This window comes from Ekhidna sp. (assembly GCF_039940915.1).
GTDB lineage: Bacteria > Bacteroidota > Bacteroidia > Cytophagales > Cyclobacteriaceae > Ekhidna.
The window spans coordinates 968397-982258 of sequence record NZ_JBDVFO010000003.1 but is presented as its reverse complement, the minus strand read 5'-3'; the positions used below and the strand labels follow the sequence as shown (position 1 = coordinate 982258).

The following is a 13862-nucleotide window of genomic DNA, read 5'->3' as shown; positions in this document are numbered from 1 at the left end:
CTTTTGATGAGATTGACCACCATCCTATTTCTTTTACTCCTGGCTACCCTAAGTTTTAGTCAAAAAAAATACCTTATCCGGGAATTGCAGGTTGAAAACGACAATGACGCTTACACCCTTGATCTGACACGAGATCAATATTATAGCAATGGTGTAGCTATCCGTTATCGGATTTTAATGGATTCTTCCAAATGGAAAAATGGAATGGCCAAAGTAATTCGTTCCTACGACCTAAATCATCGAATATACAGCCCCAGACATCTTTTCTGGGAAGACTCTGCCGATATGGACAGGCCCTATGCCGGCCAGCTTACACTCTCTGTTTCCAACCAGTATTACTACAAAAAGGGAGCTTATCTCAAAGCAAAATTGGAATTGGGATGGATGGGGCCTTCACTCAATACTGCCGAATTGCAATACGGTTGGCACAAAACCTTTGGCATGCAGTTGCCGCTGGGCTGGCAATATGAAATCAATGATGCTCCTATCATCAACACGTACGGAACCTATGCTCATACATTGTTCGGAGGCAAGTCATTGGATGTGATGTCGGAATCAAACCTGGCTCTAGGAACCACTTTTACACACATTAGACAAGAACTGACCGTGCGTCTAGGAACATTCAAACCGATACAGCACTCGACACACTACAATGGTGTCTTAGGCATTGAAAACAAAGCTCCGGGAAATCACGAATTCTATTTTTTCTTAAGTCCCGGCATGGAGTATGTAGCATACAATGCCACCATCGAAGGCAACCTGATAGGAAAAGAATCCATCTATACAGAAACACGTGAACCATGGGTTTTTCAGATGCGGGCGGGCATCATGGCTAGCTGGACTAAATTTGACTTTGCGCTCCTCTACTATCGACGCACCGAAGAAACTACAGAAGCTCGATTTCATAAGTTCATGGGTATTCGAATGAACCAGCGGTTTTGATAAGTAGCCAGCTTCCTCCCTACCTTTGAAGCATGCAAGACATTGACAACATTGAGCTTACCTACCTAAGTCTGAAAGACTATCAGCAACTTAAAAAAGCGATGATCGAGTCCTACCAGAAGGTTGAGGACAACTACTGGGAAAAGCATGAGATTGAAAAACTCATCAGCTTATTCCCTGAAGGTCAGGTCGTCATTAAAGTCAATGGGAAATTGGCGGGATGTGCACTCTCGCTTATCGTGAAAAATAGCCTTGCGCAAAAAAAGCACACTTACAAACAGGTCACGGGCAATTACTCTTTTAGTACCCACGACAAGGATGGAGATATACTTTATGGAGTTGATTTATTCATAAAACCCGAATTTAGGGGATTGCGGCTGGGCAGGCGATTGTACGATTATCGAAAAGAGCTATGCGAACGGATGAATATGCGTGGCATTGCCTTTGGTGGGCGCATACCCAACTATCACAAGTACGCAGAGGATCTTTCACCTAGACAATATATAGACAAGGTAAAAAAGAAGGAGATTGAAGATCCCGTACTGAATTTTCAGATAAATAACGACTTCCATGCTTCCAAGATTTTGAAAGGTTATCTGGCAGGAGATCAGGAATCGAAAGAATATGCCGTACTACTTGAGTGGGATAACATCTATTATGAAGAGGAAACCGATCAAGCCAGTTCCATCAAGCGGATTGTTCGCCTGGGACTTATTCAGTGGCAAATGAGATCCTACAAGGGACTAGACGACCTCATGCAGCAGGCCGAATATTTTATCGATGCTGTATCAGACTATCGCTCTGATTTCGCGCTTTTCCCCGAATTTTTCAATGCTCCTCTCATGGCAGACAATAACCACATGTCTGAGCCGGATGCCATCAGAGAGTTGGCTAGCCACACACAGGAAATTGTGACCCGATTTTCGCGCTTGGCCGTATCCTACAACATCAACATTATCACGGGTAGCATGCCGGAAATACTCAATGATCGACTTTATAATGTGGGATATTTATGCCGAAGAGATGGATCAATAGAACGGTACGAAAAACTACATGTAACCCCTGACGAATCTAAAATTTGGGGCATGGAAGGTGGAAAAAAACTTCACACATTTGATACAGATTGCGGTAAGATAGGCGTGCTCATTTGCTACGATGTTGAATTCCCAGAGCTTAGTCGCCTGCTGGCTGATGAAGAAATGGACATCTTATTTGTTCCTTTTCTTACAGACACTCAAAATGGGTATTCCAGGGTTAGGAACTGTGCGCAAGCAAGAGCCATTGAAAACGAATGTTATGTAGCCATTGCAGGAAGTGTGGGGAATCTGCCCAATGTTCATAACATGGATATTCAGTTTGCCCAATCCATGGTTTTTACCCCGTGTGATTTTGCCTTCCCAACGAATGGTATAAAGGCAGAAGCAACACCAAATACAGAAATGATTTTGATCGCCGATGTAAACGTGGATGACTTGAGAGAGCTACACGAATTTGGAAGTGTTAACAACCTGAAAGATCGCAGGAAGGACGTTTACGAGCTAAAAAAACGATAACTGTAATTCCTATTAATCCATAAATAGATTCAAGTCCTTTTAATCAACATTATTTTCAATTATATTATCAAATGATAATGTTGTTCATTGGGTATCACCAGAGGAAGTTATTTTTTTCAATCTGCTATTTAGTTAGTCTAGCAGGGGTAGCTCAGATAGATGAGATCAAAGAAATCCTCAAGTCGAAACCTCACACCGAAGAAACAGCAATCTGGCTTTGCGACACGGCTTTTACTTTTGCCGGCAATGACCTTCAAATAACACAACAAATAGCTGAATTGGCCTTAGAAAAAGCAAGACAGCTTGATTCCGATTTAGCTAAAGCCCGCGCCTATCATGTCATTGGGATCTCGTATTATGAAAGAGGTGTATATGAAAGAGCACTAGAATCCTACATCGATGCCCTTAAGTACTACGAAAAAATAGGTAATAGAAGAGGTCAGGCGTTAATAAAAATAAATATTGGCATCATATATGGACTTATTAGTCAACCCGAGCGAGCAAAAAACTATTTGCTTGAAAGCATTAAAATCTTAGAAACCTTAAATGATTCTTTAAATCTGGGGAAATCTTACAGCAATGTAGCTGTTAACTATTCCCATATCGGTTTGAGAGATTCAGCGATCTTCTACTATAACAAGGCTCTTGTAATCAGACAAGCTCAGAATGACTCCATAGGAATTGCCAGTACGTTTAATAACATCGCCAATATATATGTCGGAGATACGTTTAACATTGACGTAAAAACATCGGAAGCCCAATTCGCTTATAAGAATTTTGTGGAAGCATTGAAATTCATAAATGAAGGCGATCGAGATATCTTGTTGAGTAAAATTTATACCGGCTTAGGGAGAACTCTCTCTGAATTGGGAAGGACCAATGAGGCATTAGCCTATCTCAATAAAGGGCTTGATTTAGGAATAAGGATCAATTCTAAAACATGTCAACAATTATGCTATAGAAACCTGAAATGGTTCTATCAAAGACAAGGGGATTACAAAGCTGCACTTGATTACTTTATAAAGGAATCAAACATGGATAAGGAGTTACGAAGTGCAGAAGTAGCCAAGCAAATAGATCAGTTGAACATTAAATATGAAACGGAAAGAAAAGAAAAAGAGATTGTAGAACTGGAACAACTGAGGATAATTGACCAAGGGGTTCGAAACCTGCTAATCATGGCTATTGTATCTGTTACATTGCTTGCCATACTCCTCATATTATATGTCTCTCAAAAAAGGAGAAAGGACAAATTAATTTCAAACCTTCGCCTACAAAAACTAACCACCGACATCAATGCTAAAAACAAAGAAATCACTTCATACACACTCAATTTCTTACAGAAAATCAATTGATTGATGAGCTAAAAGGACAAATCAATGAACTGAAGAAGCATGCCGATAGCGCCACCAATAAGCAACTGACACATATCAATCGCATCATTGACAAAACGTTTCGAGTTGATGAAGAGTGGGAAGCGTTTAATGTCACGTTTGATCAAATGCATGATGGTTTTTTCAGAAAGTTGAGAAAATATTATCCTAGCATCAGTAATTCAGAATTAAGGTTATGCGCATTGCTACGTCTCAACAAAAACCTCAAAGAGGCCGCTGAGCTTTTAGGTATTTCTCCAGATAGTGTGAAAACTGCCCGGTATAGGTTAAGGAAAAAACTTGGCTTAAAAACCGAGGACAACTTGATCGACTTTCTTCTACAATTTGACGAGGATGTGATATCCGACTGAGTATGCTTCATTAAAGTCTACTTATCAGCTTTCGATTTAGGGGTATACGCCTGTAAATCGCACTAACACTAAACCACGCATTTCACTAACAAATGAAGAAACTCATCACCCTGATCGTTACGATAGCTCTATCTATACCATCACAAAGCCAGTATACGCAAAATATAGACTCCCTCAGCAAGAAAGAAATAAAAAACCTCATCATGAATCTCGACAAGGATAACGAAGTTCGAACACGCCTGGAAAAATACAGAGTACAGAAAGGTGTTGGTGGATTTCTATTGATTGCTGGTACTGTATTAATAATTGCTACAAGTTCATCCGATGACAATGCATATAATCATGAAGTAGATCTTGACGCCTTTTTAAATGGAATTTTGGGAGCTATTATTTCAACAACTGGACTCATTGTCCATATTTCGGCTTCCAATAAAATGCAAAAAGTAATTGATAGTTATTCCCGTCAAACTAGAAAACTGGGATTTGCTTCAATAAAAATCAGAGATGATAGCAAAATCCTGAAATCTTACTATTCGTTGCAATAGCAAATATGCTAGAAATCCCAGGCCTCATTGATTTGAGCAATGGCATGGTGGGCTGTCATATCAAATTGGCACGGAACGATGGAAATGTAATTATTAGCGAGTGCCCACTCATCGTTATCCTCACCTTTATCATGGTTGACAAAGTTGCCTACCATCCAGAAGTAGGTACGTCCATATGGATCTTTTCGTTCATCAAAATCTTCCTCCCAATTGGCATTGGCCTGGCGACAAATTTTAATTCCTTTGATTTTTTCTTTTTGCAGGGCTGGGAAGTTTACGTTTAAAGCCACGCCTTTAGGGATCCCACTTTTAAGTGCCTCCTTCACAATCTGCTTGATGTGTTCGTCGAGGTGTGACATGTCCGCAGAAGGATCGTAATCGCAAAGCGAAAATCCGATGGAGGGTACTCCCTCAATTGCCCCTTCAATAGCGGCACTCATGGTACCAGAGTATAGGACGCTGATAGAACTATTACTTCCATGATTCACCCCTGAAACAATCAGATCGATTGATCGATCCTTAAGCACATAGTGTTTGGCCAGCTTCACACAATCTGCAGGTGTCCCACTGCACTCATAAGCTTCTATATCTCCGAAAATGTCATTCTTTGTCAATCTCAAGGTATCACCAACAGTTATCGCATGACCCATTCCTGATTGTGGACTATCCGGTGCCACCACCACTACTTCGCCAAGTTCTTTAACAGCATTTACAAGTTTTCGAATGCCACGAGATGTGATCCCATCGTCGTTGCTTATTAGAATTAAAGGTTTTGCCATTGCTTAGATTGAATTATAAAAAGAGGTAATTCTTACCAAATCAGTCATCTCATCTGTATCAAGCTTATTGTCTTTGATAAATTGTTTTACGTATGATTGCTTCCTTCCCATGAAGCTCAACAATTCCTTCTTTCGACCAGAGAAATAGGTAATCTTGCCTTTGCTATCCAAAAAATAAAAAGTGTACTTGATGACCAGTCTGGTACCAGCACCTCCACCCCAATAGGCGGAAGAACTATTGACAGTCTGACTCACAATTTTCTCCCGAGCAAGCAAAGAGAGCTTACCTTCATACACCAGCTCAAAGAACACCGGAATCTTATAGTCAAAATTCACTTTGTACGGAATCGAATAAAATTGCCTGTAGTTATTAAGTATTTTATCAAAAATCTCAAAATAAAACACCTTGTGACTTGAGAAAGATTTGGTTTTTCCTCGATGAATCACCGTTAGCAGGTTGGCCTCAAGGTCATACTTAAGATTGCCCCTTATCGTATCCTTATCAGCGGTAATTAAAAATCCTTCGTGAAATATTTCAGAAGAAAACTGCTGCGCAGAAATGCTGAAAAAGAATGTTAAAAAAACAAATGTGAGTAGGTATCTCATTTCAAAATTTCGTGACCTAACTTATCTCTTTTCGTCTCCAAATACTTCTGATTGTGTTGATTTGGAGTAATTTCAATTCCTATGTTTTCTACAATTTCCAAGCCATATCCCATCAATCCAACACGTTTTTTCGGATTGTTAGTGATTAATCTAAGCTTGGTGATTCCCAATTTTCTCAATATCTGAGCTCCCACTCCATAATCGCGCTGGTCTGATTTAAATCCCAATTCGAGATTGGCCTCTACGGTATCCTTGCCTTCTTCCTGCAATTTATAGGCTTTGAGTTTATTCATAAGGCCGATTCCTCGACCCTCTTGATTCATGTATAACACCACACCTTTACCCTCTTCTTCTACCATTTTCATAGCTCCATGCAGCTGTCCTCCACAATCACATCGGCATGATCCAAAAATATCACCTGTGACACAGGAGCTGTGCACACGTACCATGACAGGCTCGTCCTTATCCCATGTTCCCTTCACTAAGGCGAGATGTTCTTCACCTGTATTTACTTGCTTAAATGCTTTTAAGTCAAAATCTCCCCAATTGGTAGGCATCTTCACCTCTATCTGTTCCTCCACCATGGATTCCTTCTCCATGCGGTATTCAATGAGGTCAGCGATAGAAACAAGCTTCAGGTTAAACTTATCTGCGATTTCCCGACAATCCGGTAGACGTGCCATCGTTCCATCATCTTTTAGTATTTCTACTAAGACGCCACCAGGATTTAATCCAGCCAATCTGGAAAAATCAACTGCGGCCTCTGTATGTCCCGCTCGCCTCAACACACCTCCTTGCTTAGCCTTGAGTGGAAAAATATGCCCAGGTCGTCCCAAATCCTCCGGTTTGGTATCAGGGTTTACCAAAGCCTTAATTGTTTTTGACCTGTCAGATGTTGATATCCCGGTAGTTGTGCCATGACCAATTAAATCAACCGATACCGTAAATGGCGTTTCAAAAGTGGCGGTATTCTTTCCCACCATCAAATCCAAATCCAACTCCTGGCATCTATCTTCCAAAATGGAGGCACATATAAGTCCTCGGCCCTCTTTAGACATGAAGTTGATGATATCCGGCGTTACCTTTTCAGCCGCACAAATGAAGTCCCCTTCATTCTCTCTATCCTCATCATCTACTACGATGATCACTTCTCCATTCTTAACGGCCTCAATGGCCTCTTCTATTTTATCAAGCATTGCTTATCCTACTAATACGTTTCCTAATATTTTGGCGATCTCCACCGATACTTTCTTCAACTCATTTATATCATCCAAAAGTTCATCCACCTCAACTTCATTTGTTGTATGCTTCAGTTTTTCTGTTTCTTCCTGAATCAGTTGCTGTACAATTCTAAACTTCAATCGCAGTACATTACTATATGTGACATCTTTTAGAAATTCGATCTCGCGAGGTACATGAATCTGATACTTTTCACTCCAATTTTGACTTATCTCATACTTTTCGGCGCTGAGGTCAATGACCGTCTTCCTCACATCTTCGTCCTCGTGATTTAACAAAAACTCTCCATCAATCACCTCTCCTTCCCGCAATTTCTTTTGAAAAACTTCTACTATTTTTCGATACGTCTCATTCGTAAACTGAATTTCGTCCGCCTCGTTTAGAAAATAGTCGATTAAGTACTGATCCTGTAGTTCGCGTGTCTGGATTTTATTCTTCCCATAATTAACCAATACGCGTACGCTCTCTCTTTCTTGAAATTCAATGATTTTACTGATGTCGAGGCTATCCACCAATTCATCCTGTTCCATCGGAAAAGGCGGCATCTCCAGCGGCATAGGGGGATCATCCTTTTTCTGTCCTTTTCGATTCTCGATGAGTATTTTATTCTGCTCCGAAATAAGTACAGATTCGGCGATACCCAAAAGGTCACTGCATTCTTTGATGTATACCGTGCGCTTTACCGGATCATTTATTTTGGTAATGCTAGAAACGATATCCTTGATTACACCCGCTTTCTTAACAGGATCATTCCCGGTTTCGTCCAGTAAGACTTTTGTCTTGAAACGGATAATGTCCTGTGACTCTTCAGCTACATAATCTCTAAAACCAGCCGCGCCCAGTTGTCTTGCATAACTATCAGGATCTTCTCCATCAGGAAGGGCTACCGCACGTACATTCAAATCTCCTTCGAGCAACAAATCAATGCCTCGCATGGAAGCTTTGATGCCGGCTTGGTCGCCATCAAAAATTACCGTCACATTTTCGCTATACCGGCGAATTAACTTTACCTGATCTTCGGTAAGTGCTGTTCCCGAAGAAGAAACGACATTTTCTATACCGGCTTGATGCATGGAAATCACATCGGTGTATCCTTCTACCAGGTAGCAATTGTCGTCTTTCCGAATGGCGTTCTTACCCTGGTACATTCCGTACAGAACCTTGCTCTTGAAATAAAGCTCGGTCTCCGGGCTGTTGATGTATTTGGCCGACTTATCTGTGCTGGAAAGCTTTCTCCCACCAAAAGCAATGGTCTTGCCTGACACATTGTGAATGGGAAACATGACCCTGCTCCGAAAACGATCATACGTTTTGTTGTCCTTATCTACGATTAGCCCAGCTTCGGACAACAACTCTTTCTTATAGCCTTTGTTTACTGCTTCATTCAGCAGCCCGTCCCACAATTCCTTGGAATAGCCAAGCTCAAACTTCTTTACGGTCTCATCGGTAAAGTCACGCTCCTTGAAGTATGACAGCCCAATCGACTTACCTTCCTCAGAATTATGCAGAACATCTTCAAAGTATTCCTTTGCGAAGTTCAATACGATAAATAGACTTTCGCGTTTGTTTTGGGCAATTAAGGCTTCATCAGACTGCTTTTCCTCGACAATTTCAATACCGTACTTTCCAGCAAGGTATTTCAGTGCCTCCACATAACTAAGCCCATCTACTTCCATCACGAATGTGATGGCGTCACCGCCCTTTCCCGAGCTAAAGTCTTTGAAAATCCCTTTGGAAGGGACTACATAAAAGGAAGGTGTTTTTTCGTTGCTGAACGGGCTTAGCGCCTTGTAGCTTGATCCTGACCTTTTCAGCGTTACAAAATCCCCTACCACCTCGACAATGTCGATTCGATTTTTTATTTCATCAATGGTTGAGGGATGGATCATAAATAAAAATGGAATGGCAAAATTACCAAGAAATGAGCGATGATGACAGTCTTTTCTAAACCAACTGTTCCAGGCGCTTTCAGCCCAGTTAGCGACTCTACTCAAACTAATTTACTCCCAATCCGATGAGATCGAACTGATCTGAATAATTGTTGGTTTGAACATTGAATGTGAAGAAAATAATGCAGGAGAAATCTTAACTTGCAGCACGAATGGAATTGACGAAAGAAAACCTACTAAAAGCGCTCAGTGAAGTCATAGATCCTGATCTAAAAAAAGATTTAGTATCACTGGGCATGATCCAAAACATTCACATCGATGGGGTTAAAGCCGCATTTGACGTGGTATTAACTACTCCGGCATGTCCCTTAAAAGAGGTGATCAAGAAGGATTGTGAGGAAAAGATTCACAAGCATTTAGGTGATGAAGTGAAGCTCATCATCAACATGACCTCAAATGTGACGACCAAACGCGACGATGGTCCGGTATTGCCAGGTGTTAAAAACATCATTGCTGTATCATCTGGAAAAGGTGGTGTAGGTAAGTCTACGGTAGCTTCTAACCTTGCAGTTGCATTGGCAAGATCCGGTGCAGACGTAGGAATAATTGATGCGGACATCTATGGCCCATCCATTCCCACAATGTTTAATTGTGAATTCGAGCAACCTGGCATTGTACAGGAAGATGGTAAAAATAAGATCGTCCCAATACAGCAGTACGGTGTAAAGCTGCTTTCCATTGGCTTCCTGACCAACAGCGAGGATGCGGTTGTTTGGAGAGGTCCTATGGCCAGCTCGGCGCTGAGACAGTTCATTACCGACGCAAAGTGGGGAGATTTGGACTACCTATTAATCGATCTACCTCCGGGCACAAGTGACATTCACCTGACTTTAGTGCAAGCTGTACCCGTGACAGGCGCATTGGTAGTGACGACACCACAGAAAGTAGCACTGGCAGATGCCCAGAAAGGTATTTCAATGTTTAAACAACCTCAGATTAACGTCCCTATTCTTGGATTGATAGAAAACATGGCATGGTTTACTCCTGAGGAACTCCCTGATAATAAATACTTTATCTTTGGAGAAGGTGGCGGGAAAAGCCTTGCAGAAAATAATGATGTAGACCTATTGGGACACATCCCTATTGTGCAGTCCATCAGAGAAAGTGGGGACAATGGATATCCTGTCGCAATGAAGGAAGGAGAAGTATCCGATGCATTTAAGCAACTTGCAGAAAGCGTAGCTCAGCAGGTGGCCATTAGAAATGCTTCGCAAGTAGAGACTAAAAAAGTAGAAGTGACCGTTTAGCATATGTCAGAACTAGAAGAAAGAGTAGAAAAAGCTTTAAACAACATCCGCCCATACCTGGAAGCTGATGGTGGAGATGTGAAAGTTTTGGAGGTAGATGATCAAATGAATGTTGTACTGGAACTGATGGGCAACTGTGGCTCCTGCCCTATGTCTACCATGACACTTAAGGCTGGTGTTGAGGAAGCAATAAAACGTGAGGTCCCTGAAATTAAAAGTGTGCATGCAGTCAACGTTACTTCACCAGACGATCCAAACGCTAAACTTCCGTTTGCAAACTGATGAAGCCATGCGCGTTGGCCTTCTAATATTTATTACATTCCTTTCATCCAACCTAACTGCTCAAAACAGGTGTGGTACCGTTGCTCCTTCTACCGGAGCATTTGAGAATTGGATAAGCACCAAAATAACTGAACGTAGTGCCAGGGCTAACAACACCCAAGCCACCCTCTATCAAATACCAGTAGTCGTTCATGTCTTTCACCAAGGTGAACCGGTAGGTACAGGTGTAAACCTATCAGATGATCGGATCAAGGCTCAAATTGACTCGCTGAGTGCAGATTTCAGACGAAGAAATGCAGATGCCAGCAACACACCTTCAGAATTTCTACCGGTAGCTGCTGATGTAGAAATTGAATTCGTTTTGGCTAAGCAAGATCCATCTGGCAACCCAACGAATGGAATCGTACGCTTAAGAGGAACCAAGGACGTTTATCGTGCCAATACAGATAGGCAACTCCTGCGCTCAGAAAGTTATTGGCCTCCAGCGAATTACCTAAACATTTATGTAACCGACCTGCAATCGTTTATCGGCTATGCCTCGTTTCCCGTGATCTCGCTGCAGGGCATAATCAACGACACACAAGACAGTATTTTTGATGGAGTCATTGTTGATTTTCAATACTTTGGAGTCAACCTTTCTACTCCTACATTCGATAGCTTCGGAAGAACTCTTACACACGAGGTAGGTCACTACATGGGCTTGAGGCACATTTGGGGAGACGGTAATTGCTCTGTGGATGATTTTGTAAGTGATACCCCGCTGGCCAATACGGATAATGGAGATTACACATCGCCATGTACATTTCCTAACCCTGATGATACACAAGTTTGCGTTGAAGGTGAACCTGAGATGTTCCAGAATTACATGGATTATACAGACGATATATGTATGAATCTTTTTACGGTGGGGCAAAAAACGCGTATGCGTACTGTAATGGATAATGCACAGAACCGAATCTCTCTGGTGTCGTCCCCTGGCCTGAATGAACCGGTTAGGTTTCTCAATGATTTAGCAGCTACAGAGATCAGAAGTCCGCAGCATGTGGGATGTGCATCTGCCTTCGTTCCAGAACTTAAAGTTGCCAACCATGGTACGAATGAGATTACCACATATGACGTTCAATTGTTGATTGATGGCACTCCTATCGGTGGGCCTCAAAGCATCTCCCAGCCCTTAGAACCACTGGCGGAAAACATGGTCACTTTCGGCATGCAATCAGTATCCAGCTCAGCTACTATTTCTTTCCAAATAAGTAATGTGAATGGCACAACGGATGGCAATCCCGCCAATGATGCTATATCTCTCAAAATCTCTGCACCGAGCTCGATGAGCCTACCTTTTGAAGATAATCTAGAGAACAACTCAATCCTCTTGGGTGAGATTTCCCTGAACAATACATGGAAAATAGCCGAGGCTCCAAAAGAAGTATCCACCAATAAAGCATTGGTTTTTAACGCCTACAATAATACCTCCTCAACCGGCACCGAAGTTTTACTTACCCCGCCTCTGGACCTTTCAGGTTTCGATGATGTAGAGTTATCCTTTAGCTATGCTTACGCTTACCGACAAAACTCGTTCTATGATGGGTTTGAGGTAAAATACAGTTACGACTGTGGGAATACATTTGCGAGTCTTGATTTGTTCTCAGCTTTTGGACCTCAGCTAGCCACCGTCGGTGACATTTCTGATAGTGAATTTTTGCCTGCGAATTTTATGGACTGGAATGAAGAAAAGCTAATCATCCCTAAAAACCAACTCACAAATGCATATGGAAGCGAAGTGGTGCTTGCCTTTGTTGCCTACAGTGGAGGTGGGAACAACCTGTTTCTGGATGAAATATCCATAGATGTAAGCAATAGAGCACCGTTTAATGCCAGCCTGACCGAGATAGATGCACCCAGCGTTATCTGCGCAGACACTTCCAGTGTTTCTTTACTAGTAAAAAATGCTGGCTCACGAGTTATCGAGGCATTAAAGCTGGAATACCAAACCAATGGAGTCACTAGCGTTGAAGAGGTGGAAGGCATCACTATTCCGCTCAATGATTCCAGAACCATTACCATTGAAATTCCAACACCCAACAACTTAAATGATATAATAGTAGAAGTACTGGAGGTGAATCAGCAAGAAGACACGGTAATAGCTCAAAATACCATTACCACGCTTGTCCAAAAAAATACGGAGGAAGACGAATACCCCTTGGTAATAGATTTTGAATCTGCGGATAGTTGGATCAATACATCTCCTACGAATACAAGTATTTGGCAAAGAGCATCCCTTTCGAATAATGGCATTCTGCGTGCCAATGCTTTTGACGCAATTTCCATAGGTAATGAATCCTGGTTTGTAAGCCCAGCACTAAACACCGGAAGACTGGATAGCGCAGGGCTTTTCTTTCGTACTTCCTATGCATCACGCGTGGGTAAAACGGACCGGTTAAGGGTATTGGCTTCCAGGGACTGTGGCAACAGCTATTCGGTTGTACTGCTAGATGCCGATTCTGATTCGTTGGCGATGACAGAAACAAATGTAAAATGGGTTCCACTTGCCAATGAGGATTGGAAGGAATTCGAGCTTGATCTTGCGCAAATAAATGCCGAGGACAATATCAGGATTGCATTCGTCTTCACAAATGGAAACGGGAATGACTTATACATTGATGACATCACTATTCGGAGCAATGATCCACCAACCTATCAAGACGTTGTGAGGACATACCCTAATCCCGCAACTGAAAGATTCAATGTGGGATTAAATCTTCCTTCGAAGGAATCAGTCACTGTCAGACTCATAGACATGAGTGGTAGGATTGTTTTCGAGGAACAAGTAGAAAATGCTTTCAATCAAATTCTTGAATATAAGGCACCTGGACAGGAAGGATTATACTTTCTAAATATCATTGGGCGTCAATTCAAGAGCACGCAAAAACTGTTTATTAGTCGCTAATTGTTTAGGTTTATCCCTTGATTTAAAAG

At 41.8% G+C, this 13862-nt stretch carries 12 protein-coding genes; 8 read left to right on the top strand and 4 right to left on the bottom strand.

All coding sequences use genetic code 11. From position 1 onward, the window contains the following. The first annotated feature begins 6 nt into the window (after nucleotides 1-6). The 5 genes from ABJF57_RS19260 to ABJF57_RS19240 all read left to right on the top strand — a co-directional run bounded on the left by ABJF57_RS19260 (nucleotide 7) and on the right by ABJF57_RS19240 (nucleotide 4784). A complete protein-coding gene (locus tag ABJF57_RS19260; protein WP_462233032.1) occupies nucleotides 7-942 on the top strand; it encodes a lipid A-modifier LpxR family protein in 936 nt (311 codons plus the stop codon). Between the two features lie 32 nt (nucleotides 943-974). Further along, a complete protein-coding gene (locus ABJF57_RS19255; protein WP_462233030.1) occupies nucleotides 975-2495 on the top strand; it encodes a bifunctional GNAT family N-acetyltransferase/carbon-nitrogen hydrolase family protein in 1521 nt (506 codons plus the stop codon). 71 nt (nucleotides 2496-2566) lie between these two features. Further along, the gene (locus ABJF57_RS19250; RefSeq protein ID WP_462233028.1) at nucleotides 2567-3850 is read left to right on the top strand and encodes a tetratricopeptide repeat protein; all 1284 of its coding nucleotides are present in this window, start codon (nucleotides 2567-2569) and stop codon (nucleotides 3848-3850) included. Beyond that, on the top strand, nucleotides 3847-4239 hold the full coding sequence (locus tag ABJF57_RS19245; RefSeq protein WP_462233026.1) for a helix-turn-helix transcriptional regulator: 393 nt from the start codon (nucleotides 3847-3849) through the stop codon (nucleotides 4237-4239). Before ABJF57_RS19250 ends, ABJF57_RS19245 begins: the two co-directional genes overlap by 4 nt. Before the next feature lie 92 nt (nucleotides 4240-4331). Continuing rightward, entirely contained in the window at nucleotides 4332-4784 is a 453-nt protein-coding gene (locus tag ABJF57_RS19240; RefSeq protein WP_462233025.1) for a hypothetical protein, read from the top strand. A gap of 8 nt (nucleotides 4785-4792) precedes the next feature. Here the strand turns inward: ABJF57_RS19240 and surE are convergent, their stop codons facing one another. From surE to dnaG, 4 genes are read right to left on the bottom strand one after another with little or no spacing between them, the layout of a single operon-like run. Next, nucleotides 4793-5563, bottom strand: a complete 771-nt coding sequence (gene surE / locus ABJF57_RS19235) for a 5'/3'-nucleotidase SurE (protein WP_462233024.1) — start codon at nucleotides 5561-5563, stop codon at nucleotides 4793-4795. Nucleotides 5564-5566: 3 nt separating this feature from the next. After that, nucleotides 5567-6169 (bottom strand): hypothetical protein, encoded by a 603-nt coding sequence (locus ABJF57_RS19230; protein WP_462233022.1) that lies wholly within the window; start codon nucleotides 6167-6169, stop codon nucleotides 5567-5569. Continuing rightward, entirely contained in the window at nucleotides 6166-7365 is a 1200-nt protein-coding gene (locus ABJF57_RS19225) for a bifunctional 3,4-dihydroxy-2-butanone-4-phosphate synthase/GTP cyclohydrolase II (RefSeq protein WP_462233020.1), read from the bottom strand. Before ABJF57_RS19225 ends, ABJF57_RS19230 begins: the two co-directional genes overlap by 4 nt. A 3-nt stretch (nucleotides 7366-7368) precedes the next feature. Then, a complete protein-coding gene (dnaG, locus tag ABJF57_RS19220; protein WP_462233018.1) occupies nucleotides 7369-9402 on the bottom strand; it encodes a DNA primase in 2034 nt (677 codons plus the stop codon). A 107-nt stretch (nucleotides 9403-9509) separates the two neighbouring features. Here dnaG and ABJF57_RS19215 point away from each other — a divergent pair, with 107 nt between their 5' ends. Genes ABJF57_RS19215 through ABJF57_RS19205 form a run of 3 tightly spaced genes read left to right on the top strand, consistent with a single transcriptional unit; the run spans nucleotide 9510 to nucleotide 13833 of the window. Next, nucleotides 9510-10604, top strand: coding sequence for an Mrp/NBP35 family ATP-binding protein (locus ABJF57_RS19215; RefSeq protein WP_462233016.1), 1095 nt, complete (start codon nucleotides 9510-9512; stop codon nucleotides 10602-10604). Between the two features lie 3 nt (nucleotides 10605-10607). Further along, complete coding sequence (locus ABJF57_RS19210; protein WP_462233014.1) at nucleotides 10608-10886, top strand: NifU family protein; 279 nt, start codon at nucleotides 10608-10610, stop codon at nucleotides 10884-10886. After that, nucleotides 10828-13833, top strand: a complete 3006-nt coding sequence (locus ABJF57_RS19205) for a choice-of-anchor J domain-containing protein (RefSeq protein WP_462233012.1) — start codon at nucleotides 10828-10830, stop codon at nucleotides 13831-13833. The genes ABJF57_RS19210 and ABJF57_RS19205 overlap by 59 nt, the downstream gene beginning before the upstream one ends. Nucleotides 13834-13862 lie beyond the last annotated feature (29 nt).